This is a genomic window from Bacillus sp. CH30_1T (genome assembly GCF_008364765.1).
In the GTDB taxonomy this organism is placed as follows: Bacteria; Bacillota; Bacilli; order Bacillales; family Bacillaceae_B; genus Rossellomorea.
Genome location: NZ_VTUY01000002.1, coordinates 223,350 through 249,899 on the forward strand (window position 1 = coordinate 223,350; position 26,550 = coordinate 249,899).

Below are 26,550 nucleotides of genomic sequence, written 5' to 3' on the forward strand. Positions count from 1 at the left end.
TGGGACGGACCTCCTAATCTGCAATGTCTACTCCCTAAAATCTTGACCCAAAAATTCCACACAAAAAGAGACCCGACCAAAGACAGACTTCTGCCATTGGTCGAGCCTCCTTTCAACTAATATCTCTAGGCTCTAAAATTTAAATATGATTAATCCCAAGTCCAATTGTCTCGTGCTCCAGCCCCTTAATGGGCGCACCAATCGTTCCGTATAGAGCAACTGCGATCCATTCGCCTTCTTCTTCACTTGCATATGGCGTGCCTCTTACAACCGAAAAGCGCAATCCCACAGTACGCAAGATCTCACCTAATTGCGTATGGCCCCTGGTCACACCCGTTAAAGCCTCCATGATGGCGTGATACAAGGCGTGCATTTCCCGGTACAAATCTTCACGAACAAGATCACTTCGTTTTGCTGCTGTTTCAATCGCAGCCACGATTTTTTGACTGTCCATGGATCCGATTTTCCCGGTGCAGTAACTCCAATTCAATTCATTAAAATGACGATTCCATTCTTCTTCCTCTTTGTCTACGAGGAGAAGAAGCATGGCATTCTTTCCGATACGAGTATGATCTGTCTTATCCAAGTGGCATTCGCACCTTACATGAAAATTCTAAAAATACTAATAACTACTTATATTGTATGGTCTGATTCATAAGAGGTCAACGAAAAAAGTGGTGATTTTAGAAACTTAGAGAGGTAGTTTGGTAGCGTGGTAAAGGGTTTTGGGGTACATCTTACGCAAGGGCAAAGGAGGGGTTCCCTAGTTAAACGGTTGGAGGTCCGTCCCTCAAATCAAACAAAACTACACGAAAAAGAGCTTAAAAAAGACGTACCTATTCAATTTAGGTTCGCCTCATTCCTCCTTTACTCTTCTTGTTTTTTGCCTTTTCCTTTGAACACTTGAGGGTTGTTCATGAGATAGGTGACTGTTCCGCCACCAGACTTTAGGCTTAGGTAGGATAGAATATCCTGTTTGTCTTCATTAGAAAGACGGTCAACAATAGGGTATAAAGATCTTATATTCAATTGCTCCACTCCATCCCGCTTTTCCAGTACAACCTTACAATCCTTTGGTTCCTTATCACCTATACGGACAAACTTAAATGGGATGGAATGATTACGATCGATTGGAACGGCAAACAAAGAGGTAAACCCAACTGTTTCAAGTATTTTATCGGAGTACATGATGCTTTCTAGTGCATGGGAAAATCCCGGTGGCTGATTCACAACGACTAACTTATTGTAATAATGCTGACCTTGAAATACGACTAAATGTTTTTTCGATTTCTTGATACTCCTTTTTGAAACGTGAAAATCCTCAAACACCAATATAAAGTCTTTATTCATTCTTTCTCCTCCTCGGTATAGGAATTTGGTCCTACAAACATGAATTTCGACATAAACATCTAATTTCCTTTAAATTTCCACAAAAATATATTATTTTTTTACAATTTTAATTGTATTTATATCGAATTCCTTGTTTGGTCCCTTCTCTTCTTCTTTGTCTACATATTCTTTATAAAGCTTCACTTCTGAATCTGGGAAATAGGTCAGGGTCCTCTCCTTTGAAAGAAGCGGATTGTCGATGGTATGAACATATGAGGGGTAACTGCTCCAAGGATAATACTCGGGGACGACAGTGAGTTTGGCTTTGACAGGATTTTGATGAATATATCTACTGACCTTAATAAAATAGTCAGGGGTATCAATCTTAGTAGATCCATATCTTCCTTGAAAAACATGTCCGACATAATCATATTTCTTATTGAAATAAACAGCATAACGGGTATGAAGAATTCTGAAGATCTTCTCAAGTGGCACGTCGTGGGTTTCGATCAGAAGATGTATGTGGTTGGACATTAAACAGTAAGCGTGAATAGTAAAAATATACTTGTCTTTCGTATCCTGCAGGTAGGATAAATACTTTTTTCGGTCTTCAATGTCATGAAACAAGTCTTGCTTTCTGTTGCCTCTCGCCATCACATGATAAGTGGCTCCCGGACACCAATCCCGGGGCGTTCGTACCATAACATCACTCCTCCTCTTGATTTGAACTAAATTTCATACAATTACCTTTTCGACATAACTCCTCAAAATCCTCTTTTTTTGAGGGACGGACCTCTGGAAATTTACAAAAGACGTTAAATCAGGCTGCTTGTCTTTAATTTCACCGTTAGAGGTCCGTCCCCCTCATCTTGTCCCCCTCATCTTTAGTCCCCTCACCCTTATTCTTCTATTCTATCTATTAGTAGGTAATCTTTTCTGTTCGTTCCCTCGCTGGTAAAGCTGTTTTGAGAATAGTAGATCACACGCTGTTTACCGTTATGTTTAGTACTGAATACCAGATTTGACTCTGACCTTAAAGGTATCCATTTGACCTTTCCCATTAAACTGGGATTCGTTTCTCCTTTATATATAACGTTAATTTTTCTCCCTTTGTTCTGATCTCCCATTCTATCTTCCACCTTTACCCCCAATTCGACAAATTACAATTTATAATTACATTTTAATACGTTTTAATGTAATTTTGTATACTTTTTCCAAATTATTTTTATTTTTAACAAATAAGGTATTTCAAATTGTGTAATATTTCATTGCTAACTTTTAATACCATTATATTGAAGAAAAAGGATAGTCGGTGAAGAGGATGGATCATATTGAGTTAAAAGATTAGCGCAATGACGTACTGGGGCTTACTCAGAGTGAAGCCGCCCCGATTAAATTTCAATCAGAGACCTTATCAAACTATGAAAACGGCACTAAAGTCATCCCTAACAAAATGCCTCTCACTTTAAAAAAATGTATAAAATCCCCATCCATGAGATGAACCGGATTATGTACGGCGAGGAAAGTGGCGGTTATGGTAAAAGTCACAATCCCACCCATTATCCTAAGAGAAAACTTCGAAAACGAGGTAAATAGGGAAATCCTAAAGATCCTTCGAAATTACCTAGAATTCAAGCGGATCTTATCATTCCTAACCTTCTTCATAGAAAAACGCAAAGAAAAATTCATCTCCCAGGTCAATCACCTTTACCAGACGATGAAGGATTGGTAAAAGGGTTTCAAGAGGGACGGACCTCGAGAACACTCAATAGAATAATAAATGTGAAGAACTAGGCATTATATCTTTATTATTCTATCAATAGAGGTCCGTCCCTCAATAAAAAACCAAAAAGCGCTGAGCTTCCCATTTAGGATTCTACAGCGCTTTTCGATTTTGATTTAAAGCATATCCAGTTTGTAATTCTTGTTTTAGCCAATCGATCATTTTATCTGTATCCATATCGCCCTGTTGACCCTTGTCATAAGCCTTCTGGATAACAGAAAGAACGTATTGTTCCTTACTAACGTTTCCTTTCAAAAAAGACAACCTCCTACATTATAAAACAGTTTCTTTCACTTTATTACACAATTATACAAAATTTCAAACATCAATTACTACATATAATACCAAAAAAATACACTTTCCAATAGATTTTTGTAAAACACTTTCCAAAAAACAAGGATTATTTACCTATTACACTTTGGCGTAATATGTCGATACAATGAAAGTATGGTTCTGAACAATGGCAAAATCATCGAAAGGTGATGACGCAAAGCTATAGGGGCTAACCATGCCAGCCAGCTACCAAACCGGGAGGGATTGTATTTGTCGTTTTTGACCCCAGAAGAAATGTATATTAGAAAGAAAACAAAGAAAAAGTGGATGTATGCAGGGATATTTTTATTTACGGTCATCCTAATAGCAGGTACGACACTTCTCACGTACCAAATTTAAAAGCGTCCATTAGACGCTTTTTTTTTAGTTCAAATGTCATTCTACAATTTATGGAAAAGTTCGATAAATTCCGATAGAATAGGAGATGGAATCTATTCTAGTTGGGGGACTATACTTTATGCATAAAGAAGTCAGACTTTTCAGAGGTTTAATCAAACCATCATTCTTCTTTTATCAACTCAAAGACATGGAGGCTGTAAACGGATATAGAAAAAAGGTTTTTCAACTCCTATGGCTGTCTATTATTGTCTTTGGTCTCATTTCATCTTTCGGGATCGGTATGGATCCTCTTTCAAAAGAAATTACTACGCTCTCACCAATCACTTATGAATTAGAAAAGTTCTTATTTTTCTTAGGTAGGCTTCTAAGTGGACTGCTTTATGCAGCAATCGTCCTCTTTTTCTGTTCACTCATATTTTGGACCATTTCTGATGAAGGTGAATATCGAAAACTTGTTATGACACAAGGCGTAGTCTTGATAATTCTACTACTTGAACAGCTTACCTATATACCATTATCGCTCTTTTTCTCACTTGAATGGTACTCTTCCCCACTATCGTTGGGGGTTATAACCCAATATGTTACATCCAAAGCATATGTTATTTATTTAATGGGAAGCTTCTCTCTTTTCAAAGCGTGGGTGTTTTTCATTCAATATAAGGGAATCAAGCGATTAACCGGTCAGAAAAATTGGATCATCTGGTTGGTGATCCTCCTTACAAACCTTTTCATCTGGTCTCTAAATGCCTTATTGGCCTATATAAGTATTTCAACTCTACTCTAACTATCAAAAGGCTGTGAACATTCATGAAGAAACGTACAATTTTCTATAGCACCCTCACTGTGTCGCTCCTTTTTATAGGTGCCAACACATATCTCATTGAAAAAGCGAACAGTAAAGTCGACCGGGAAGTCCGTGTAGCAGAATGGGAACCTGTTAATAAAGGGGATCTTACAAAAAAACTCTCTAAAGACGGGGTTGTCGCTTCCGAAGAGGAAAACTACCTCTATTTCAACGACGAATTCGGTTCGTTTAAAAAGTTCCTCGTAAAAGAAGGGGACCAGGTTAAATCCGGGACACCACTCTACGAATACGAAGTAACTGATCAAACTCAGCAAAAAAGCGTATTAGAATCAGAGGTTGGTAAATTAGAAGACGAGATTGAGAATATTGAAGAAAACATTTCAGATTTGAAGAGTATAGAATCGTCTCTTCCTTCCAGCTCAACCGACGAAAAAGAAATTCCGATCAATGCTAGCGCCCTTCAATCGGAATATGATCTGAAAAAAGAAATCGCCGCTAAAGAGCTGGAAATCGACCGCTTAGAAAGTCAAATCGATAATCTCGAACGTCAAATTACGGATATCGAATCGTATGAAACAACATTAACTGTTCAAAGCAGTGTGGAAGGTACAATCAAAGACCTTTCCCACGCGATCGATAATCCATTAATCACGATCGCCTCACAGTCTACCATTGTAACGACTGATCTTACGGAAAAAGAAATCGTGACTGTAGAAGAAAATATGAACGCAACGGTCCAATCCGATGTTGAAAAAAAGAATCAAAAAGCGATCGTAACCAAGGTGGCCACCCTGCCTAAAAATGACCCACACATCCAGACCGACAGCCTCTACCCTGTAGAGGTGAAACTCCAGGACACGAAAAATGAGCTTCTACCAGGACACCATGTTTTCTTATCAATTATTACAGAAGAGGTTAAAGGTGCATGGGTTGTGCCAGTAACAGCCATTGAAAAAGATGGCGATTCAAAATACATCTGGATTTTAACTGAGAAAGGCACAGTCGAGAAGCGTAAAGTCGAAACTGGCCTGCAGGTAAACGGTCAGCAGCAGATCAAATCTGGTGTAAAGGCCGGCGAATACTATATCGTATACCCTGGTGAAATCCCTGCTCTACAAAAAGGAGCTACTTTCATCACTGCCCTTGATTGGGATAAAGTGAAACTGAGAGACCTGAAGAAATTCGATCGTCCGACGATTTTGGAGAATTTGTTGCTTGGGATTTTGGAGCGTAAGTAACTGAGGACCGGCTCTTTTTAGGAGCTGGCCTTTTTTTATGTTTAAACAGATTTGAACAATTCTTTCAACCAAAAACCCTACCTCCTTCAGTGCTTTTTCTAATGAAACATACATACTCCTTCTCAACCAACAAATACTATAGTTAATCATTCACGTAAAGGAGCGCTCACCATGAATACACTAAAACGCCTCATCATCCTAACCATCCTCCTCTCCCTCCTGGCCTTCTCCTTCCCATCCACCTGCCTATTCGCAGCACCAAACCCACCCAAGAAAAACGTCATCCTCATGATCATGGACGGTACCAACTCCGACATCGTCACTTTGTCACGTTGGTATCGAGGGACGGACCTACAACTGGATAAAATTCTGGTCGGAGGTGCACGGACATATTCAGCTCAGTCAGCGATTACCGATTCCGCTGCTGCCGGATCGGCCATGGCCACCGGTATGAAGACGAAAGCTGATTACATAGGAATGAACCCGGATGGACGTCCCGTTTTGACCGTCCTTGAAGGTGCCAAGTTGGCCGGCTACAAGACCGGTATCGTAGCAACATCACCTGTCCAGCATGCCACTCCGGCTGCATTCACTTCCCATGTCTTGAACCGTGATGAATTTGGAGATATCGGCGAACAACAGGTGTATCAGGGTCTCGACGTCATCTTAGGTGGAGGGGCCGCCTGGTTGAAACCGAAATCCAAAGACCACGTGAAAAACGATGATGGCATGCTTAAAACAAAGGAAGTCAGTCGTGAGGATGGAGAAAATCTCGTGAAGGTCATCGGTTCTGAGAGCTATGATTTGGTTTTGAAGAGGGACGGACTTCTAAAAAGAAAAGGCTCTTCTAAATTATGGGGTGCGTTTGCTGAAGAGGACATTGCCTATGAAATGGACAGAAAGACGTTAAAGCCTGATGAACCTTCACTTGCGGAGATGACTGGAGCGGCAATCGACAGACTTTCACAAAGCGAGAAGGGATTCTTCTTGATGGTCGAGGGCAGTAAAGTGGATTGGGCTGCTCATAAAAACGATCCTGTTGGGATGATCAGTGAAGTGCTTAGCTTTGACGATGCTGTCGGGGAAGCGTTGAAATTCGCTCGCGAGGACGGAAATACGATGGTGGTAGCCGTGACCGATCACGGAAACAGTGGGCTGACAGTTGGGAATCAGGGTACAAACGGGGATTATAAAAATCAGCCTGTTGAGAAATTTGTTGAGCCTTTAAAAAAAGCTAAACTAACTGTAAAAGGTGCCGTTTCTCAACTTGAGGAGGATCGTTCAAATTTAAAAGAGGTTCTTTCAAACTATGGGTTAGGGAATTTGAGTAAAAAAGAATTCTGTGCGATGGAGGATGCTTCTAAAAAAGTAGAGGATTTAGAGGATGAAATGGTAAAGCTAATGGCAAAGCGGGCCAATCTTGGTTTTACGACACATGGACACACCGGTGAGGACGTCTTTTTATATGCGTATGGACCTGGAAAACCTGTGGGTCTTATTGAAAATACCGATATACCCAGAGTGATTTCTAAGTATCTCGGATTATCATTAACTTCCGGCGAATTTGCCTCCTGGTATGTGGATGGAGCGGAATTTTATCGTGAAAAAGGTTATAAGGTGAAGATCGAGGGACGGACCTCGAAAAATCCTGTGATGGTGGTGGAGCGTGGGGACGAAGAGCTGCGTTTTCCTGAAAATAAGAATTTTTATTGGAAAAATGGTGAAAAAGTGAGGCTGAAGAGTGTGAATGTGTATGATGGGGAGACTTTTTATTTGCATGTGGAGGAATAATGCCGGGATTGGATAGGTTTTGAACGGGATCTGGTCTGTTTATTTTCAAGTTATGAGGTTTTATTTTCAAATCCAGGGGTTCTATTTTCAACTTTCGGATTTTATTTTCAACTTTCGGGATTTATTTTCAAATCCACCTCCATTGACCGGCGCCAGACAACTTTTTGTAGTTTTTTTCTCATCTTCAAAATTTATTATCGACTTTGAGGGTTTTATTATCGAGTTGGGACCATATATTATCGACTTTTGAATTATATTATCGACATTGGCTCATTTATTATCGACTTTCTAAATATATTATCGACTCGCCTTCCAATCCCACACTGCCTTCAAACAATCCATACCACTCCCCCGTCTCACTACACAATTCGACAAACTCCTCCACCCACACCTCACCCGCTTCCACCACTTCCCCCGCCCCATGTTCCTTTTCCCCCTCCTTTTGCGTTATAATAAAAGAATGCGATTTTATAGATTGGAGAGGTTGGTTGATGTCGATTCGTATTCAGGAGTTGAAGGATAAGTTACTTCCCATGAGTCAGTCGATACAGGGTCAGCTGGACCCGAATCAGGATGAGAGCAAGAATGTCGTTTCGAAGGGCCTTCTTTTGTTCCGTCAGAATCTGGTTTCGAACGTTAAGGTCCGTGATGAAGAAGTGACGGCCGAGGTGCAGGATGTGACGCCTGTGACCCTTGAGCTGAATTTTTCGTTTCCCCTTTTAAGTAAGTGCTCGTGTCCTCAGGATAAATGGTGCCGGCATCAAATGGCGACCTTTTTTATGCTATATAACAAGGTTGGACGGGTCAGTGAGTGGATCCAGAATTGGCGGAGTCAGTCGGTTCCCCCTAGTCAGGAATCCCAGACACTGGATGATTTATTGAAGAAGCACAGCAGTACCGGTGCCCTAAAGAAAGCAAGCGATCTATTAAATGAACGGAAAACGCGGGGGAACACGCCTGAGGAATGGTGGCAATTCTTTAACTCACTTCTGAAGCAGGAAGACTTGGAGTTACTTGAAAGACAACCCTATTTGATGGATGTCCTCGTTCAAAATATAACAAAACGCTTTATGAAGGAAGCTCCATTCGAACGGGAATGGAAGCCTCTTTATCAGCTCTATGCTACCTATTATTTGTCGATTTACATTGATCTTTATTTACAAAAGAGGAATGTAGAGCTGAGTCGCGAGCAGTACAGCATGTATGATTTTCTGTTAGGGGAAATGGAAGACGCCGTAGAGAAACTGTCGATTCATGCCATGCCATTCAGCTTCGATCCATACATTGCTTTTTTGAAGAAGCAGACGATTGAAATGAGTGATTCCACAGAAAATAGTACGATGGTGAAAGCCGAAGTGTACCGCTTCCTATGGTATTACTTGTTTAAACAGAAGTCGTGGCGCCGTGAAGAGGTTGCGCGGTTAGAAGAAAGCAAAGCGCAGGATTCTACTTTTTACAACGTTGCCATCCTCCATCAATATTTACTCCTTGAAGATTTAAATAAGGCGAGTGAAGTGGTGGATGAACTGGGAACCGAGCTGGTCGCGTTCAGTGAATTCTGGCTGCGTAAATTTTTCGTAGGGAAACGTTACGAAGTGGGATTCTTTCTTGTCCGCAATATTTTATCCAGAATGCCGGATCACCTGGAAACACTCGATTATTATGAAGCGACCCGATTCGTTCGCTGGTTTGTACGGATCCTGCCGATGGATTGGCTGATGGAAAAAGACAGTTCCCTTGTCAATGAACTCCTCCTGTCCATGCTTCCATACAGTTTCTTCTCGTACAATGAGTATCTCATTAGCGCGAAGGCTTATCGGGAGTGGGTGGAGCTGCAGAAATATATGAGCTATAGCATTCAGGAGATGGAAGGCATGGGCCTCCGGGATGTGACGAAGGAAGCCCCTGAGCTTGCCCTTCCGATCTATTACGCCGGGGTAATGGATGCGATCGATCAGAAAAACCGGGACAGCTACAAACTGGCGGTTCGCTATATGAAAAAGATTCGGACGATATATAAAAAGACGAAGAAAACCGATAAATGGGATGTGTATCTCCCCTACATTTTAGATAAATACAAGCGATTACGCGCGTTCCAAGAAGAGTGCAGAAAGGGTAAATTAATCGATGCTTAAACTGTCTTCCGTAAAAATCAACGTCAACACAACTGAATATGAAGACCGTTTCTTCATCACTGCGGAAAACGACGAAGGAAAGCTTTTGCCTCCAAAAGAATGGAAGGGGCAGCTGTTTCTTTGGCATGAAGAAAGTTACTACGGAACTCTCCTTGAGGATTCCGCAATTGGAATTGCGGTGACTCAGTGGCAGCTTCTCACCTTGCTTGCCGGTGAGCATTTCAGCAGCATGATCCAATGGGACTGGGACGAAACCGGGCAGGCGTGTATAGCAATTGCCCCTGTGATCTACGAATCTGTGGAAGCCGGTCGCTGGCTGCCCCGCTTCGAGGAATGGCAGGAAAAAGGGTTGCAGTTTCATATCCCCGATGAAGTCTGGTCGAATTTTAATGAGGAGTTCTGGGAGGAAAAGCTTCCTGATGGAGGTCCGTCCCTCAAATCATTAACGGAGAATTGGTTTCAGGGTGCGTTGAATGAGGCGATGGCTTTGGGTGGATCTAGTGCGATGAAGAGGATTCAGAAACTGAAGGAAAGTACTCTGACATCTGAAGAGCTAGATGCGTATTTTGATGAGAAGCGTTGGAGTGAATGGATTGCCGGCGAGGATGAGGAACTTCCGTTTTCGATTGGCCTGAGGATCTCTGAGCCTCTTGATGAGGATGAGTCCTGGGAGCTTGAGACAATCCTCAGAGACCGCAAGAAAACGAATCGCGTCATTTCACTGGCTGAAGACACAGTCCCTCCTTCCTGGAAAAAGCATCTGCCTGATGTATCCGAAGAACAGGAACGCTGGATGAAGATGATGCCGATCCTCCGTGATGTGGATGGTTCCCTTCGCACGGCTCTTGGTGAGCACGATGCCTGGGATTTCCTATCCGTATTAAGTGAAAAGCTTATCGACTTGGACATTGAAATCCTCCTGCCATCCTGGTGGGAAGCGATGAAGGATGCTCAGGTGTTGGTCAAAGCCAAACTGAAAAACACGGACACAAGCTACCGTCCTTCATTCGTAGGATTGAATGCTATGCTTGATTTCGACTGGCGATTATCCATGAACGGAGTCAATCTGTCAGAGGATGACTTTAATCAACTCGTCGATAATCAGCGACGCTTAGTGAAGATTCGCGGTCAGTGGATGAAGCTTGATCCTGCCATGATTCGCAGGATACAGCAAATGATGACGAAAGCGAAGCAGGAAGGGATTTCGATCCAGGATATGCTGGAGCAGGAGCTAGTTCCCCGCGATTCGGATGAATCGGATCTGGAGCCCGATGAAGACGAGCATGATCCCTATAAATATGCCAAGATCCAGCTGGAACTCAATCGATCTATGAAAAAGATGATTCACCAGCTGACAAATGTGTCATCAATTCCTTTAACGGAAACACCTGACGCGTTTATAGGCGAGCTTCGTCCATATCAGAAGCTGGGTATGAGCTGGATGCTCTTTTTGCGTAAATTCGGCTTTGGCGCTTGTCTAGCTGATGATATGGGACTCGGAAAAACGGTACAGCTGATTACGTACCTGCAGCATGTAAAAGAAACCGAGAAACCGGAAACACCTTCCTTAATCGTTGCCCCTACCTCCGTTCTTGGAAACTGGCAGCGTGAGTTGGAGAAGTTTGCTCCTGATTTGAAGGTCCACCTTCATTATGGACCGACCCGGTCGAAAGGTGATCAATTTGCCGCGGAGATCAAAGGCGTAGATGTGGTTCTTACCTCTTATGGCTTATCCCACATCGATTTTGAAGAGTTATCGGAAGTCGTCTGGACATCGATTTCCCTTGATGAAGCACAAAACATCAAGAATGCCAATACGAAACAATCCCGGGCAATCCGTAAACTCAGTGGAAAGCATCATATTGCGTTAACCGGGACCCCGATGGAGAATCGGTTGTCCGAACTGTGGTCGATCTTTGATTTCCTTAACCACGGGTACCTCGGTGGTTTCACTCAGTATCAGAAAAACTATATCGCTCCGATTGAAAAGGATGAATCCGAAGAAAAAGTCAAAGAGCTTCAGGCAAAAATCAAGCCGTTCCTATTGCGTCGTACAAAGAAAGATCCCGAAGTGGAATTGAATTTGCCTGAAAAACTGGAGCAGAAAGAATATTGTCACCTGACCGCTGAGCAGGCGGCACTCTATGAGCAGCTGGTGAAAGACACTCTCGCTAAAATTGAAACACTTAGCGGATTTGAGCGCAAAGGATTAATTCTGCAAATGCTCAACCAGCTGAAGCAGCTATGTAACCACCCTGCTCTCTATTTAAAAGAACCGGATCCAAAGTCGATCCTCTCCCGCTCTGAAAAAATGCAGAAGCTGAAAGACATCGTGGAAACCGCTCTGGAGTCTGGAGAAGCTTGCCTGATCTTCACTCAATATATTTCAATGGGCGAAATGATCCAGGAAGTGATGAAAGAAGAATTCAACGTCGATGTCCCATTCCTGAACGGCAGCATGGCAAAAGGAAAACGTGATGAGCTCGTGGAGAAATTCCAGAACGGCGATTTCCCCGTATTTCTATTGTCACTGAAAGCAGGCGGAACCGGATTGAACCTGACCGCAGCCAACCACGTCGTCCACTACGATCGCTGGTGGAACCCGGCAGTAGAAAACCAGGCAACCGACCGTGCTTATCGGATCGGACAACAGCGATTCGTTCACGTTCATAAACTGGTCTCTTCAGGTACACTGGAGGAAAAAATTGATGCCATGCTGACGAAAAAGCAGGCATTGAACGATGAGATTATCAGAAGTGATCAATGGGTTACGGAATTGTCTGATCATGATTTGGAGTCGTTGTTGGTGCTGGAGTAGCTGTATGTGACCTCTTTCCTTTTGCGGGAAAGAGGTTTTTTGTAGGTGTGGGGTGAAATGGGCTGAGCTGGCGGGTTATTTCAAATGGGGTTTGACAAATTAGGGTTAGGATCGAATCTATTAAAAATATAATTGTAATAATAATTACGTTCTATCTACCGATTCCTTTTGTTGCGCCACTTTCGAGCAAACTTGTGCCACTTCCCGACTTTGTTGTTCCACTTTCAACGTTTGTTGAGCCACTTTCCACAAAACTCGTGCCAAAATGTGAACAACAGGCATTATAGTTCACCACGTGCGAAAGACTAATTCAATCGATCTCTTACCAATCAAAAAAACGTCGGCCTCCCCAAAAGGAAACCGACTCTATAAGAAGACATTAAGGGGATTTACTGCTTACTTGACTCACTGCTACACTTATTTATTTCTAATGAGGTATGTTTGAGGCATGTTGCGATGACCATTGGAATTTGAGACAACTGCTTATAAGGTTGGTTGGATTGTTCGTATGGAAAGAATTCTGGGTGAGGTTGTTTTACTTATGACGAGGTTTTCAAGACAGGATTGGGGTATTCGTACCCTTGTTCAAGGGCTGTCACCCGTTGAGATAAATAGAAATTCTCGACGTTCGCTCTTGCTACCTTTTTAATGAGGTCTTCTGTTAACTTTTCCATTCGGTCAATCCTTTGTTCAAGATCTTGCAGTGTGGCCACAACTCCATCTCCCTTTAAAAAATATTAAAACGGTAATTCGATTGGCTCTTTCTTGCTTGGCTCGGGGGCATCCGCGGTTTCCCGTCTGTTGTCCATAAATCGGACATTTTCAGCGACGACTTCGGTTACATACGTACGTTTTCCTTGATCGTTATCAAAATAGCGGGTTTGGATTCGACCGGTGACACCAATGACAGATCCTTTCCGGCAGTATTTCTCCGTGTTGTCTGCAGCCCGGTTCCATATGGTGCAGAGCACGAAGTCTGTATCAATTTGACCTTTTTGATTCTTGTAGTTACGATTCACAGCTATCGTAGCATTAAGTATCGATTTTCCTTCCAATGTTTTTCTAGTTTCAGGATCTTTGGTCAGTCTTCCAACGAGGGTCACTTGGTTGATCAATTGAAATTTTTCCTCCTTTCTCTTAAGCTGTTTTCATCTTACAATCTTCTGTCTCATCTTGTAAAATCGTGAATTTCAGAAATTCGAGGCGAAAAAGGCTTGAATTTCCGAAATTCGCCTAGGGAGATTTCCCCGATTCCGATCAAAATCAGGGTCAAAATCACAAAATTGCATCTTTCGTCCTTTTTTTCCTCGGGGAATTTGTTAGGGAAACAATTCCTACTATGATATAATTTTATAAAACCTTTAAATGGGAGATGTTCGTTCATGAAAACCTTTAAAGTTATTTCACTGCAAGTAGTGGAGAACGATGAACTGCATGACTTTGAGATAGTGGACGGTCTGATTATTAATAAAGAGGATGGACAGAGTACATGGCTTGTCGAAACGTACTTGTCGAATGAATATATTGAGTTCTTTCAAGAGGCTCAACAACGTAAGGAAGATTTGGAAATCCAGGTCGTGATTTCCCATAAGGCCAATGACCCGGCTGCTTTCATGACTACAATCCGTTGTATTAAAGAGCTGGATGAACATATCAGTATTATGTTTGAGGGGAAATTGAAAAAACAGAGGAATGAATATGCAGAATTACTCCTTGATGACCTAGTACGAAAAGGATATTCGGGGGAAGAATTAATCCGTGAGTTCCGTGAGAAGATGGTATCAAAGCCAAGGATTCCGGCAACTGCAAAGCCGAGTACTTAGTTGTATGAAATTAAGTTATTCATACTATCTGTTTATGATATAATTGTATTAATATTGTGACTTCTTATATGAAGTTCTTAGGTAGGTGTTCCCTATGATTGGAGAAAGAGTCAAGAAATACAGACAAGAAAAACGCATGTCCATGACAGAGCTTGCTGATAAAGCCGGCGTTGCAAAGTCATACTTGAGTTCAATAGAGCGTAACCTTCAACAAAACCCTTCTATCCAATTCCTTGAGAAAGTTTCAGGTGCCCTAGGAATTCCGATGGACGCACTTTTACATGACCAACCAGAAGATCAAAATATCGATCATGAGTGGATTAAGATTGCAGAAGAAGCCATGGATTCTGGAATTACCAAGGAGCAGTTCAGGGAATTCATTGAATTTAATAAGTGGAAATTAGGCAATAAATAAAGTCTTGCGAAGGATTCACAAGACTTTATTTATATTAAATCACTTTTTACTCGGTTTTCACTTCCTGGGGCTGGTTTTGAAGAAATTCTCTGATTTCTGATTTAGAAATTCCGGCGTCTAAAGCTTGTTTAATTAGTTCCATCCATTCAAGATCAAGTTCACGATTTGTCAATATAATACCCTCCCAAAATACATGTATGTATTTCAGGCAATCCAGCCATCGTAGTCCTCAAATAATCACACCTTCTTATTGATTAAATTTCAATCTATTATATTACCTATAGTCACGAAGATATGCCTATTTTCTAACCTTAGATCTGTGACTTTGCGTCCTTATTTTTCAATAAGTTTGCCTTTGTCTGACTATTCCCTTAGAACTAATTAGATTATACTAATAAACATCCTGTTCGTATGTTGTTTTTTGTCAATTACGTCTATTTAATTTACACTTTTTTCCTACATAATAACCTAAATTATGACATACTAAAACTAATAATGGTAATTTTATTAGACATCACATGTGATTTGAATGGAATATGTCGAATGACTAAGAATACATGCTACGTTTATAGCTTTCTATCTTTCTTCTAAGTGGCAGGACTTTTTCATTAATATTTTGGTAATCACTAGGATAATAGAATGCATGATTGGATATATCAAACCCGCAGCTCGGGCAAATCCAGGAACCAGTTTCCGTACTACTAAAGGATGGTCGAGTACAGCGTGTGCATGTTTTTTTATACATTACATCACCTCATTTCATCAAAATGTTTCTCTCTCTTTTCTAATGAAAATATTTAGATAAATAGGTAGTAATCCTATAGCTATTGTTAAAATTGAGACCATAGTGGTTTAGAAGGGTTCAGTATTACAAATGATTGAAGTATGATAAAAAAACAGCGTTCTCTTTAAAGAACTATATAATTCATTATAAGAATATTCCCTTTAATTGAAAATCATTAAAAACATCCAATTTGCTTGTCTAAGAAACATTTATCGTTCATTTCCTTCTAATTACTTTAATTTATTAACTTTTTTGTATTTTATAAATAACAAAATGTTCTATATAATGAATAAAATGATTATAAAGGGAGTAATACTCATGGTAGGTCAGCGAATAAAGTATCTGCGTGAGCAGAAGGGGTTAACAATAAACGAACTATCATTTCTATCTAATGTTTCTAAGTCTTATATCAGCTCCATAGAAAGGGGACTTCAGAAAAATCCCTCTATTAAAGTTTTAATGAAAATTTCACTTACTTTGGATACCCCTTTAGAAAATATTATTTCTTCGCCTCAAAAAGGGGGTATGCTTGGCGAAGAGTGGATTGAACTTCTTGAAGAAGCTATTAAGCAGGGTTTAACCAAGGAGGAATTTCACGAATTCCTTTCTTTTGTACATTATAAAAAGAAAATGTATATCAATGAATAAATTACTATTGATGCTTGGATCTATACTTCTTCTCTCAGGATTAGGCTGTTCCATTTTTGCTGTTTCGGAAATAATAAAGCACGAAGAGGCTCAGTCAGAATCCATAAAAGAGGCAAAAAGTATGATTCTGAATGATCCTGGAGAAAACTCAGATAATCTTGAAATGAAAAATGATTTTGAAGTAGGAGATGTTATAGGTATTTTAGCTATTCCTGAATTAAAGCGTGAAGTTCCCATTTTATCTGGGACCAATGAAGATGAATTAGAAAAAGGAGTTGGTCACTATTCTACAACCGCTCTACCAGGTCAGAAAAATCGAATCTTTCTAGCTGGCCACCGTGATACCGTATTTAAAAAAATGGGGGAACTTCAAAAAGGAGATCGGTTAACTGTACAAATGGAAACCGGGGTCCACGAATATGAGATTTATGAAACTTTGGTTGTGGATGAGACTGATCTTTCAGTACTTGAGCCAACTTCACCGGAAGAAATCCTTACCCTTTCCACTTGTTATCCCTTTGAATATCTTTCAAGCACAAAGGAACGTTATATCATTAATGCTAAAAAAATAAATTAAAGCGCAGAAGCTAAATTGCCTCTGCGCCATTTATTACTCGTCCTTCTTATCCTGATCCTGCATATCCAAATCATCCTCTACAGCGTCTTCTTCAGGCGTGTTTTCATCCTTCGCTGCATCTTTGTCCCCTGGTACGTTCTTATCCTGGGACTCATCCATTTCGTTATTGCCCATATCGTCATTCTCGTTCATGCCATCATCTTCCGGTACTTCTTCCTCTGTTGGTGTCTCATCTTCCGGAGGAGGCTCCTGATCTACGTTACATCCTACAAGAAGCATGGCAGCAAGTGCTGATCCACCAAGAATTGATAATAATTTTTTGCTCATGATGTATTTCTCCTTTCTAACGTGTACGTTAGTTAATATAAGACCGTTACGTTGGTCTTTCGTTAGCATTCCCTGAAAATGAATTTACTTGCATTTCGAGTGAAATTTTTTGAGGAAAATTAATTTTGAGCATATAAAGAATTAAGCCAAAAAAACTGGGCCTGAGTGAACGAATCACAACAAGCCCAGTTTGCACATTTTTTATTGTTTATCTCCTAAAGCGAACATCATTTCTAATTCACAAGCGACTTCGCCATCAACCGTCGCCACGCCTTTTCCTTTACCGATCGGACCTTTAAAACGGATCATTTCGACTTCAAGTCTCAGCTGGTCTCCCGGCTTTACTTGACGCTTGAAACGACATTTATCAATGCCAGTGAAGAAAGCTAAACGCCCACGGTTATCTTCCACTTTCAGCATGGCAACAGCACCGACCTGAGCGAGAGCCTCCACGATCAACACGCCAGGCATAACAGGATAATCAGGGAAATGCCCATTGAAAAATTCCTCATTCGCCGTCACATTCTTAATCCCGATCGCTTTCTTACCTTCTTCCACTTCTAAAATCCGATCCACCAGCAAAAACGGATAACGATGGGGAATGATTTCCTTAATTTGATTAATATCAAGCATATAAAATTCCTCCTACCAATATGTATGTACACCCTATTGTACAGAAATTGTGCTTAGAATAGCAACAGGAGAGGGACGCTAGAGAGGGACGGACCTCGAAAACAGACTTTCTTTAAAATCTCAATCCTGATATATCAAGGTTCTTTGTTCAATATGAGCGTAAAATCGAGGTCCGTCCCTCTACTTTGTCTGCGATCGAAAAGAGGGACGGACCTCGAATACAAAGCTCCATCCGCAACGAAACCCCAATATATCAGGATTCATTGCCCCAAAAGCTAAATATCCGAGGTCCGTCCCTCAAAAAGTTCTCAATAAGTTATTTCTTCATAACGATATCAATAATGTGCTGCCAGGTTTCTGCTTTGAAGACGTCGACTGCTTTGCCGCCTCCGATGCCTGCGAAGCCAATGATGGCACCTAGTACGAGACTTCCTGCAAGAAGAAGGATGAACAGAAGGATTCTCAGCCAGATTGGCAGCATGCGGACGCGTACCCAGCGCGCAGGCTTGGATTCGTCCTTTTGCTTGGCTTTCTTTTCTGCTTTTACAAATTCTCTTGTTGTTTTTTCTTCTCGTAGTAGCTCTTTTTCACTCATAGCATTTAACTCCTTTTAGCGTATCCCATTTACAAGGCCCATCATTTGATCTGCAAGGGAGATCGAGCGGGCCTGAAATTGATATGATCGTTGGACATTCAGCATGTCCGTCATTTCTTTGCTGATATCAACGTTCGAGGCCTCCAATGAATTCTGAACCATTGAAATATCTGAGCGTGCTCCTCCAACGATATTCGTTACGACTTCATCTTCCGTAACTCCGAGTTCGTCCAGGTTCTCTGGAAAACCTAACAGATTACCGCCAAACTGCTGTAGAAATTGAGACTTTTCAACCGTGACAATCCCCAGGTTGAATTGCTCTTCTATGCCGCCTGCACCCGTAACCGTCAGGATTCCATTATCCCCCATTTGGAAAGAAGACGCATCTTCTGAAAATGTAATATAGTTATCGTTCTCATCCAAAACCGGTAATCCACTTCCGTTCACGAGCATCGCTTCCCCATTCCCGATTGGACTGACAAAGAATGCTCCGTCTCTCGTATAGCGTACGGCACCTGAATTGTCATCTTGAGCAAGGACTTTAAAGAACTGCCTCCCACTGGTTAAAGCAAAATCCAGCGAGCGGCCCGTTAATTTCAAAGAACCCTGGTTCAGGATCAGTTGAGATTGTGAAAGTTTTGCGCCACTGCCTTCCCTTACTCCAAGAGGGGTAAGTCTGCCTGTTTCAAACTCTTCCACACGCTGATTGTTCACCTGTTGTACAAGTAACTCAGAGAATGTCGCTTCCCGGCGCTTGTATCCATTTGTATCTGCGTTTGACAGATTATGACCAATCATGTCCATATGTTTATGCAATTGACCTAATGTGTTGGTTGCTGTAATCATCGTTCGATTCATGACGTGTTCCCCTCCTATTATAAGGTATTCAGTAACGAAATTCATTTACAATCTTTAACTATCAGTTGACACGACCGATTTCGTTGGCTGCTTTTTCCATACTTCGATCATATGCTTGCAGGACTTTCTGATTCGCTTCAAAGGCTCTGTACGCAGATAACATATCCGTCATTGTACGAGATGCATCGACATTGGACCTTTCGAGGAATCCCTGCTTGGTGGTGAAAGAAACATTGGCTTCTTCATAAGCATCGGGAAGAGGTACATTTCCTTCTGTTGCGAATAGTCCATCTCCCTGCTTTACAAGTCGGTTGGGATTTTCTGAATAGCCTACACCCAGAGTAGCCACAACATTTTCATCGACAAGAATCTGACCCTTCTCCCCAACAGAGAACTGATCACTGTCTAAATAAATACGCTCGCCATTTTCATCCAAAATATAAAAACCACTGTTCGTAGTGAGAAATCCGTTTCCATTCACAGTCAGATTTCCGTTTCTTGTATAGCGTGGAATTCCATCCGCACCTTCAACCGCCAGAAACACCGATCCCATTGATCCCGTTTCTTCATTGGTAGGCATCGATACGTCTAGTAACGCAATGTCCAAGCTTCTTCCTGTCTCCTGAAGATCACCCTGTAGAAATGAAGGGATCGTTTCCTGCATATAAACGCCAGTATTGAGTGCCCCCACTTTCTGATTAAAAGGAAGGGAGAGTGGTTTCTCTGTCGGAATCGACGTGGAATCCATCCGCTCCATGAGCATCTCAGGAAATGCACGCATCGATGCCCGATCAGCTTTATAACCCGGTGTATTCGCATTTGACATATTATTCGTTAACATTTCTGTCTTGCGTTGCTGCGAAAGCATTCCTGATGCTACTGTATAAAATCCGCGAAACATATTTTCACCTCATAACTGTGTTAGCTGTTTTTATATCGGATGACTGTTGCAATATTTTTATAAAAGAAAATTATATAATGCTTCTTCTGGAAATTTTATCGATATTCTCAAGCATTAACCCTGTCCCAATTGCTACGCAATCCATCGGGTTTTCAGCAATGAGAACCGGTACTTTCAGTTCTTCTGCAAGGAGGGTATCCATTCCGTGAAGAAGTGCTCCCCCTCCAGTTAAGATAACTCCGCGGTCAATGATATCCGCTGATAATTCCGGTGGAGTCTTTTCAAGGACATTCTTAGCAGCCTGTACGATCACTGCCACTGATTCACGAAGAGCCCCTTCGATTTCCGTTGATGTCACGGTAATCGTGCGTGGCAGACCGGACACCATGTCGCGGCCGCGGATGCTCATTTCTTTTCGATCTTCATCGAGGGTTTCTGAAAATACCGACCCGATGTTCACCTTGATATCTTCCGCTGTCCGCTCCCCGATCAGAAGCTTGTACTCTTTTTTAATATAATTCAGGATTTCATGGTCGAACTTATCCCCGGCCATCTTGATGGACTGACTCGTCACGATGTCACCCATGGAAAGAACCGCAACATCCGTCGTTCCTCCACCGATGTCCACGACCATGTTTCCGGTTGGATTGAAAATATCCATTCCCGCACCAATTGCAGCGACTTTAGGCTCTTCTTCTAAATAAATCTTCTTCCCACCGCTCTTTTCAGCCGCTTCTCTGATTGCCTTTTGCTCGACACTCGTGATGTTCGTTGGGCAGCAAATCAAGATTCTTGGTTTAGAAAGAAATCCTTTTACATTCAATTTATTAATAAAATGCTTCAGCATTGCTTCTGTTACATCAAAGTCAGCGATGACCCCATCTTTTAACGGACGGGTCGCCACAATGTTTCCAGGAGTACGCCCAACCATGCGACGCGCTTCCTCTCCAACCGCTAATACCTTACCTGTATTCTTGTCCAAAGCCACAACCGATGGCTCATTCAAGACAATCCCTTTTCCTTTAACATGAATTAAAACATTAGCCGTACCAAGGTCAATCCCAATATCTTTCGCGAACATCTTGTGTTTCTCCCTTCTTCTTTTACAAATTCATCATCATATTTCATCTATGGTTTCATCTTAATGTCATTACGTAAAAACGTTAAGTCAAAACTTTCACCTAATTAATTATTTTACCATAAATATGTCGAAGGTAGATATTTTTTGTCAAAAAAATGTATTGAGTTTGTTATTTATTTGGAAAAGTATAGGAATATTGGAGGGGGTTGTTACAGGAGTGTTAAGGTTTGGTGAAGTTGGGTGAGATGGGGTGGTTTTTGCACCTGGTAAAAGCGAGTGTTTTTGTTCACCTGTTAAAATACCGAACTTATTAGACTGTTGAACTTTGGAAGATTTTTAACAGGTAAACTCCAATGAATATTTAACTGTTAAAAAAAGACGAAAATTCTCAACAGGCAAAATCGCTTCGCTTCATTCTCCCAAAAAACAAAAACACACCAAGCATGACCCATCTTTATGGGGCTTGGCGTATTTTGGTTAGCTGTGGAGCTCTTCTTTTTTGTATTTTTGCTTCGTCGCTTCTCCACCTCGTAGATGCCGGATAGATTTATGATAATCAAGTATTGTTTTGACTTCATTTGCGAGTTCTGGATTAATTTCTGGCAGTCGTTCTGTTAGATCTTTATGGACAGTACTTTTGGACACGCCAAACTCCTTCGCAATTACACGAACAGTTTTTTTCGTCTCCACGATATACTTACCAATCTTGATTGTTCTCTCTTTGATGTAATCGTGCACACCACTCGACCTCCCTAAATTGGATGTGAGAAGTGTGAAATGAGACTCGCTTTCGCATCAATGAAATAGTATAGACCCCTTGCGCATATTAACCCATGTGCAAGCGGCAGAAAGCCTTATTTAAACCACGGCAGCTTTCTGATGTTACAACATATAAACAAATATTCAGCTAATGATCAATGATATAACGACGATCCCTCACCTCAAACACTCTCTATTTTGATAGGTTTGTATCATTTTATTAGCTTGTGCCCACATATATGCACAAAAAACACAATAAGGACAAGGTTTGAGGTGAATTTTCTGAAAAATCACTCTTGGGGACGGACCTTCACATGGTTTTCGAAGGGAAATCGTCCACGTGAATGTACCCGATATGTGACAATCTTCACCCATTACCCCGGCTAACCCGAACCAGTTCCCCCCAGGTTTCCACTTTTCGATCTCTTAACAGCTCCAATAATTCCACATACAAATAAGCCGTCATAAGGGCATCATTTACCGCCCGATGTCTCGGGTACACTCGAGTCCCGAACAACTGGGCATACCGCTCAAGATCTCTCATATCGTAAGAGGGCGAAAGATATCCAATTAGATTAAGCGTGTCCAGACTCGGTGCCATCTGTAGATGAAGTCCGGCTCTCTTCAGTTCACTCTTCAGCACGAGTTCATCAAAGCTAACATAATGTCCAACCAGACTATTTACGGTATTTCCCTCTAAAAAAGCGAAGAAATCATGGATGGCATCCCTTGCTTCCGGCGCTTGTTCGACATCTTTTGACTGAATTCCCGTCAGCTGGATTATTTCCTGAGAAATGAGTCGATGAGGATTGGAAAATGTCTGAAATGTGATATTTTCCTTTACTTCATACCCTTCTACTTTAACTGCTCCGATTTCCAGAAGCCGGTCCTCCGCTCCGACGCGGAATCCTGTCGTTTCCGTATCAAAGACAACAAACTTCAGGTCTTCGATTTTACAGTTTAAGGGGACTGAATCATAGTGCATCGGACATTCGATCTTTTTCTTTGAAAAAATGAAGATCTTCACATCCCTTCTATGTTAAAGAGTAATGAGACAGCATCATTTGTTGAAATTCACGAATCGTTTTCACACTCTTGTATAGATTTTCTTTTTTGCGGGTGGAGAGTGAGGAGAAGTGTACCGTATCTCCCTTACCTTTCCGCTTTAACTCTATATAGAGCTTCATGAATTCCTCGAATGCTTCGGATAATTCTTCTGCATAATCCGACGAAATTGAACGTTTTTCTTTCAAAAAGTCCAGCTTCTCTCTTGTCGATCCTGAGGTATTCCCATGAGCAGCGTTCAAGATCTGCAAAGCATGATGAAAAGGAAACAGAATGTCTTTCTTAATGGACACTGTTTTTCGATCCATACCTAATATCGAACGGATGGAGGAGTGAAGAACAGGAACCTGCTTGGATTTTTCGACTTGAGCAAGCCGTACCAATAATATTCTCGCACTGCGGAGCTGCTCTTTAATCGCGTCTTCAAATGTTGAATGAAGTGCTACATCCCCAAATAAAAAACGGTAAGATAAGAAGTTTTGTACCTTCAATAAGGTTTCCTCTGACGAATGGACAGACCATTCTCTCAGTCTTTCCTGCCAGGAAACCATACTCCCTGTCCATGCTCTCTGATTCGCCATCATTCCTCCGTCACAAAGACTTAGTCCTGCCTTTTCCAATGCAACTACAACTCTTTCAGCTAAAAGATGGAAATATTCCACCGAATCACTACTATGTGTTTCATAAACCAGGAAATGATCTTGATCGGTCAGCATAAACTGTTCTTTCCTTCCTGCTGAACCCATGACATAAAAGGCATACGAACAAGGGCATTCCCGTCCTTCCTGATACAATTCTTCCTGAACCTGCCTTAAGATTCGCTGATAAATACGATCGAATAGTCCCGACATGAAATCGAGTATTTGAAACACAGGAGCTTGTGCCTTCCAAAGGCTCGTAAGCACCGACTCTGCCATAGGTTTAACCTTTTCCAGGGGAAAATCCTTGTTCTCCAGCTTTCTTGCACTCGTCAGCGTTCCTATATGGTTTGCTTTCATTACATCGTGGAGGGAGATAATGCCGACGATAGGTCCGTCCCTCTCCTTGCCTCCGACAACGGGCAGGTGTTTGATGGAGTGGTCGATCATGGTGGCGAGGGCTTCGTACAGATAGGCGTCACGGTTGATGACGGTTGGGTTGGGGGTCATGGCCATGTTTACCGGTTTGGAGAGAGGGACGGACCTTGCAAGGCATCTGGAGACGAGGTCTCTTTCTGTCAGGATTCCTGCGATGCGATTGTTTTCCAAAATGATGACAGAGCTGACCCGGTTTTCTCCCATGGCTCTAGCTGCATCCTCCAGGGAATCATCACTCCTGACAGTTACAACTGAATTCGTCATTACATCACTCACACGCTTCAGAATCGTCGTGCGCTCTTCAAGCCCGTGTGTCACTCCCACTTGCTGCGACAAGGAATAATAAACATCCTGAAGTCGTTTCGATGTTTCCTCCAATAAAAAATTCTTCAAATAAGGTTCATTCCAATAGTTTTGCAAACTAGTATATGGAACAAGGCATAGCAGGCAGTCCTCCTTCGCCTTGACCTCAACGGAGGAATACACACTATCCATAACTGATGTATGCAGAACAGAGTATAGACTCGACAAGCCGATGATCCCGTCCTTAGAAATCATTTCAAGAATCTCATCTTTTTCTTTTGAGACAACCACTTCTACCTCTCCATTAATCACAAGATAGAGTCCTGATCGGTGTTCAAAGCTTTTCAGAATAGTAGAATGCTTCCCCACCTCAAGCCGCATACACTCACTAAAAAGGGAAAGAGCCGTACTCCGCTCCATCCCTTTAAAGAAGGGATGAAGGAGTACAGCTTCTTGAAATGATCCGTCAGGCTTTGAAGTCGACATCGTCGTTCACCCAAACTTCTCCGTCTTTGAAGGTCATTTGTTCCGGGTAACGGAGATCCATTACCTCTTCTTGAATCTTTTGAGAAGGTGCTTTCGTCAAAAGTGACACGACGATATTGGCAATAGTGGCTGCCGCTGCCCCAAATACACCAGCTCCCGTATCAATGATACCAAAAAGGGTAATACCCGATCTTGCCAAGAAGATATACGTAAGGGTCACTCCCAACCCTACAAGCATCCCTGCAATAACCCCTTGGGCATTGGAGCGTTTCCACCATACTCCGAGTAAGAGTGCCGGGAAGAACGTTCCGGACGCCAGTGCGAAGGCCCAGGCAACGATTTGAGTGATAACGCCTGGAGGATTTAGTGCCACGATCCCGGCGAGCACCGTCGCGATGACTATCGACCAACGGGCAACTGCCAGACGATTTTTCTCTGTTGCGTTCGGTTTGAATACACGGTAGTAAATATCATGAGCAAAGGAAGACGATATTGCGATCATAAGTCCGCCTGCTGTCGATAACGCAGCTGCCATGGCACCGGCCGCAACGAGACCGATAACGAACACGCCTAAATTCGCAATTTCCGGTGTTGCCATAACCACGATATCATTGGAGATGATAATTTCCTTCCACTGGAGGATTCCATCTCCATTTGTGTCTGCAACTTGCAATTTCCCTGTATCCACCCAGGATTTCGTCCAGGAAGGCAAGTCACTGATTGGGCTTCCTGCTACTTTTGTCATTAATATAAAACGGGAAAATGCTGCATATGCAGGTGCAGATAAATAAAGAAGTCCGATGAAAAGAAGTGCCCAAGCTCCTGACCAGCGAGCCGCTTTCATCGTAGAAACCGTATAGAATCGAACGATTACGTGTGGAAGTCCCGCGGTCCCTGCCATCAACGTAAACATAAGAGCCATGAACTGCCACTTCGTACCGTTTGTAAAAGGAGCAAAGTACTCCGAGACGCCAAGCTCACGATCGAGCTCCCCGATTTTCCCTACCAGTTCTCCATAGGAAAGCCAAGGTGCGGGGTTTCCTGTGATTTGCAGGGACATAAAAATAACAGGAATTAAATAAGCAATAATAAGAACAACATACTGAGCAACCTGCGTCCACGTGATCCCCTTCATCCCCCCAAAGGCTGCGTAGAATGCGATGAGGACAACCCCGATCATCGTACCGACTTTGGCATCGATTTCGAATAAACGCCCGATTACGACTCCTGAACCCGATAGCTGACCGATAGAATACGTGAAACTGATAATGATCGTACAGATGGCGGCAATAACGCGGGCCGTGTGGCTGTTATACCGGTCCCCGATGAATTCCGGTACCGTATAGCGTCCATATTTCCTGAGCTGGGGAGCAAGTAAGAAGGTTAACAGCAAATATCCTCCCGTCCACCCCATTATGTAGGCAAGTCCATCATACCCGAGGATCATGACGGTACCAGCCAGTCCAATAAATGAAGCCGCGCTCATCCAGTCGGCCCCGATAGCCATCCCATTAAAGATCGGCGGCACGCCCCGTCCTGCTACATAGAAGTCCGATGTCGCTTTCGCTTTGTTATAAACAGCAATTCCGATATATAACGCAAACGTCAACAGAATAATCGACGTTGATACTAAAAACTGAGTATCCAT

At 42.1% G+C, this 26,550-nt stretch carries 29 protein-coding genes and 2 riboswitches; of the genes, 10 read left to right on the top strand and 19 right to left on the bottom strand.

The window, feature by feature from the left end; all coding sequences use genetic code 11:
- Nucleotides 1-139 precede the first annotated feature (139 nt).
- The 5 genes from hutP to F0342_RS24685 form a co-directional block, all read right to left on the bottom strand.
- Nucleotides 140-586: a histidine utilization transcription antiterminator HutP gene (hutP, locus tag F0342_RS04180; protein ID WP_262481635.1), complete on the bottom strand. Its 447-nt coding sequence runs from the start codon at nt 584-586 to the stop codon at nt 140-142.
- A gap of 281 nt (nt 587-867) precedes the next feature.
- Complete coding sequence (locus tag F0342_RS04185) at nt 868-1,350, bottom strand: hypothetical protein (protein WP_149154779.1); 483 nt, start codon at nt 1,348-1,350, stop codon at nt 868-870.
- A 90-nt stretch (nt 1,351-1,440) separates the two neighbouring features.
- On the bottom strand, nt 1,441-2,031 hold the full coding sequence (locus tag F0342_RS04190; protein ID WP_262481636.1) for a transposase: 591 nt from the start codon (nt 2,029-2,031) through the stop codon (nt 1,441-1,443).
- A gap of 197 nt (nt 2,032-2,228) precedes the next feature.
- Nucleotides 2,229-2,456: a hypothetical protein gene (locus F0342_RS04195; RefSeq protein WP_149154780.1), complete on the bottom strand. Its 228-nt coding sequence runs from the start codon at nt 2,454-2,456 to the stop codon at nt 2,229-2,231.
- Nucleotides 2,457-3,205: 749 nt separating this feature from the next.
- Nucleotides 3,206-3,367 carry a YwzD family small protein gene (locus F0342_RS24685; protein ID WP_188048402.1) on the bottom strand — a complete coding sequence of 54 codons (162 nt, stop codon included), beginning with the start codon at nt 3,365-3,367 and terminating at the stop codon, nt 3,206-3,208.
- A gap of 197 nt (nt 3,368-3,564) precedes the next feature.
- Nucleotides 3,565-3,639: riboswitch (cyclic di-GMP riboswitch) on the top strand.
- A gap of 16 nt (nt 3,640-3,655) precedes the next feature.
- On the opposite strand from F0342_RS24685, the gene F0342_RS25290 reads away from it, so the two are divergent.
- The 6 genes from F0342_RS25290 to F0342_RS04220 all read left to right on the top strand — a co-directional run bounded on the left by F0342_RS25290 (nt 3,656) and on the right by F0342_RS04220 (nt 12,571).
- Nucleotides 3,656-3,784, top strand: coding sequence for a hypothetical protein (locus F0342_RS25290; RefSeq protein WP_262481637.1), 129 nt, complete (start codon nt 3,656-3,658; stop codon nt 3,782-3,784).
- Between the two features lie 118 nt (nt 3,785-3,902).
- On the top strand, nt 3,903-4,568 hold the full coding sequence (locus tag F0342_RS04200) for a hypothetical protein (protein ID WP_149154781.1): 666 nt from the start codon (nt 3,903-3,905) through the stop codon (nt 4,566-4,568).
- 23 nt (nt 4,569-4,591) lie between these two features.
- Nucleotides 4,592-5,827, top strand: coding sequence for an efflux RND transporter periplasmic adaptor subunit (locus F0342_RS04205; protein WP_149154782.1), 1,236 nt, complete (start codon nt 4,592-4,594; stop codon nt 5,825-5,827).
- A gap of 171 nt (nt 5,828-5,998) precedes the next feature.
- On the top strand, nt 5,999-7,618 hold the full coding sequence (locus F0342_RS04210) for an alkaline phosphatase (RefSeq protein WP_149154783.1): 1,620 nt from the start codon (nt 5,999-6,001) through the stop codon (nt 7,616-7,618).
- A gap of 491 nt (nt 7,619-8,109) precedes the next feature.
- Nucleotides 8,110-9,753 carry an SWIM zinc finger family protein gene (locus F0342_RS04215; RefSeq protein ID WP_149154784.1) on the top strand — a complete coding sequence of 548 codons (1,644 nt, stop codon included), beginning with the start codon at nt 8,110-8,112 and terminating at the stop codon, nt 9,751-9,753.
- Nucleotides 9,746-12,571 carry a DEAD/DEAH box helicase gene (locus tag F0342_RS04220; RefSeq protein WP_149154785.1) on the top strand — a complete coding sequence of 942 codons (2,826 nt, stop codon included), beginning with the start codon at nt 9,746-9,748 and terminating at the stop codon, nt 12,569-12,571. Before F0342_RS04215 ends, F0342_RS04220 begins: the two co-directional genes overlap by 8 nt.
- Before the next feature lie 144 nt (nt 12,572-12,715).
- On the opposite strand, the gene F0342_RS24690 is transcribed toward F0342_RS04220, so the two are convergent.
- The 3 genes from F0342_RS24690 to F0342_RS04225 form a co-directional block, all read right to left on the bottom strand.
- Complete coding sequence (locus F0342_RS24690) at nt 12,716-12,853, bottom strand: hypothetical protein (RefSeq protein WP_188048403.1); 138 nt, start codon at nt 12,851-12,853, stop codon at nt 12,716-12,718.
- Nucleotides 12,854-13,110: 257 nt separating this feature from the next.
- Entirely contained in the window at nt 13,111-13,284 is a 174-nt protein-coding gene (locus tag F0342_RS24695; RefSeq protein WP_188048404.1) for a hypothetical protein, read from the bottom strand.
- Between the two features lie 24 nt (nt 13,285-13,308).
- A complete protein-coding gene (locus tag F0342_RS04225) occupies nt 13,309-13,686 on the bottom strand; it encodes a single-stranded DNA-binding protein (RefSeq protein ID WP_149154786.1) in 378 nt (125 codons plus the stop codon).
- A gap of 267 nt (nt 13,687-13,953) precedes the next feature.
- Here F0342_RS04225 and F0342_RS04230 point away from each other — a divergent pair, with 267 nt between their 5' ends.
- Both F0342_RS04230 and F0342_RS04235 read left to right on the top strand, forming a co-directional pair.
- A complete protein-coding gene (locus F0342_RS04230) occupies nt 13,954-14,394 on the top strand; it encodes a YwpF-like family protein (RefSeq protein WP_149154787.1) in 441 nt (146 codons plus the stop codon).
- Between the two features lie 94 nt (nt 14,395-14,488).
- Nucleotides 14,489-14,809, top strand: coding sequence for a helix-turn-helix domain-containing protein (locus F0342_RS04235; RefSeq protein WP_149154788.1), 321 nt, complete (start codon nt 14,489-14,491; stop codon nt 14,807-14,809).
- 46 nt (nt 14,810-14,855) lie between these two features.
- Here the strand turns inward: F0342_RS04235 and F0342_RS04240 are convergent, their stop codons facing one another.
- Nucleotides 14,856-14,981, bottom strand: coding sequence for an anti-repressor SinI family protein (locus tag F0342_RS04240; protein ID WP_149154789.1), 126 nt, complete (start codon nt 14,979-14,981; stop codon nt 14,856-14,858).
- 32 nt (nt 14,982-15,013) lie between these two features.
- A riboswitch (cyclic di-GMP riboswitch) is annotated at nt 15,014-15,173 on the bottom strand.
- A 738-nt stretch (nt 15,174-15,911) separates the two neighbouring features.
- On the opposite strand from F0342_RS04240, the gene F0342_RS04245 reads away from it, so the two are divergent.
- Nucleotides 15,912-16,241, top strand: coding sequence for a helix-turn-helix domain-containing protein (locus F0342_RS04245; protein WP_149154978.1), 330 nt, complete (start codon nt 15,912-15,914; stop codon nt 16,239-16,241).
- Nucleotides 16,234-16,818 (top strand): class D sortase, encoded by a 585-nt coding sequence (locus F0342_RS04250; protein WP_149154790.1) that lies wholly within the window; start codon nt 16,234-16,236, stop codon nt 16,816-16,818. Before F0342_RS04245 ends, F0342_RS04250 begins: the two co-directional genes overlap by 8 nt.
- 33 nt (nt 16,819-16,851) lie before the next feature.
- Here F0342_RS04250 and F0342_RS04255 read toward each other — a convergent pair whose 3' ends face one another.
- The 10 genes from F0342_RS04255 to F0342_RS04300 all read right to left on the bottom strand — a co-directional run bounded on the left by F0342_RS04255 (nt 16,852) and on the right by F0342_RS04300 (nt 26,550).
- A complete protein-coding gene (locus F0342_RS04255) occupies nt 16,852-17,145 on the bottom strand; it encodes a hypothetical protein (RefSeq protein ID WP_149154791.1) in 294 nt (97 codons plus the stop codon).
- A gap of 201 nt (nt 17,146-17,346) precedes the next feature.
- The gene (fabZ, locus tag F0342_RS04260) at nt 17,347-17,778 is read right to left on the bottom strand and encodes a 3-hydroxyacyl-ACP dehydratase FabZ (RefSeq protein ID WP_149154792.1); all 432 of its coding nucleotides are present in this window, start codon (nt 17,776-17,778) and stop codon (nt 17,347-17,349) included.
- A gap of 316 nt (nt 17,779-18,094) precedes the next feature.
- The gene (locus tag F0342_RS04265; RefSeq protein WP_149154793.1) at nt 18,095-18,373 is read right to left on the bottom strand and encodes a DNA-directed RNA polymerase subunit beta; all 279 of its coding nucleotides are present in this window, start codon (nt 18,371-18,373) and stop codon (nt 18,095-18,097) included.
- Between the two features lie 15 nt (nt 18,374-18,388).
- Nucleotides 18,389-19,231 carry a flagellar hook-basal body protein gene (locus F0342_RS04270; protein ID WP_149154794.1) on the bottom strand — a complete coding sequence of 281 codons (843 nt, stop codon included), beginning with the start codon at nt 19,229-19,231 and terminating at the stop codon, nt 18,389-18,391.
- Nucleotides 19,232-19,292: 61 nt separating this feature from the next.
- Nucleotides 19,293-20,132, bottom strand: coding sequence for a flagellar hook-basal body protein (locus tag F0342_RS04275; protein ID WP_149154795.1), 840 nt, complete (start codon nt 20,130-20,132; stop codon nt 19,293-19,295).
- 70 nt (nt 20,133-20,202) lie between these two features.
- A complete protein-coding gene (gene mreB, locus F0342_RS04280; RefSeq protein ID WP_149154796.1) occupies nt 20,203-21,213 on the bottom strand; it encodes a rod shape-determining protein in 1,011 nt (336 codons plus the stop codon).
- Between the two features lie 477 nt (nt 21,214-21,690).
- Nucleotides 21,691-21,951, bottom strand: coding sequence for a sporulation transcriptional regulator SpoIIID (gene spoIIID, locus F0342_RS04285; protein ID WP_032086905.1), 261 nt, complete (start codon nt 21,949-21,951; stop codon nt 21,691-21,693).
- 388 nt (nt 21,952-22,339) lie between these two features.
- Nucleotides 22,340-22,999, bottom strand: a complete 660-nt coding sequence (locus F0342_RS04290) for a 3'-5' exonuclease (protein ID WP_262481638.1) — start codon at nt 22,997-22,999, stop codon at nt 22,340-22,342.
- 7 nt (nt 23,000-23,006) lie between these two features.
- Nucleotides 23,007-24,902, bottom strand: coding sequence for a DUF294 nucleotidyltransferase-like domain-containing protein (locus tag F0342_RS04295; protein WP_149154797.1), 1,896 nt, complete (start codon nt 24,900-24,902; stop codon nt 23,007-23,009).
- A complete protein-coding gene (locus F0342_RS04300) occupies nt 24,883-26,550 on the bottom strand; it encodes a sodium:solute symporter family protein (RefSeq protein ID WP_149154798.1) in 1,668 nt (555 codons plus the stop codon). The genes F0342_RS04295 and F0342_RS04300 overlap by 20 nt, the downstream gene beginning before the upstream one ends.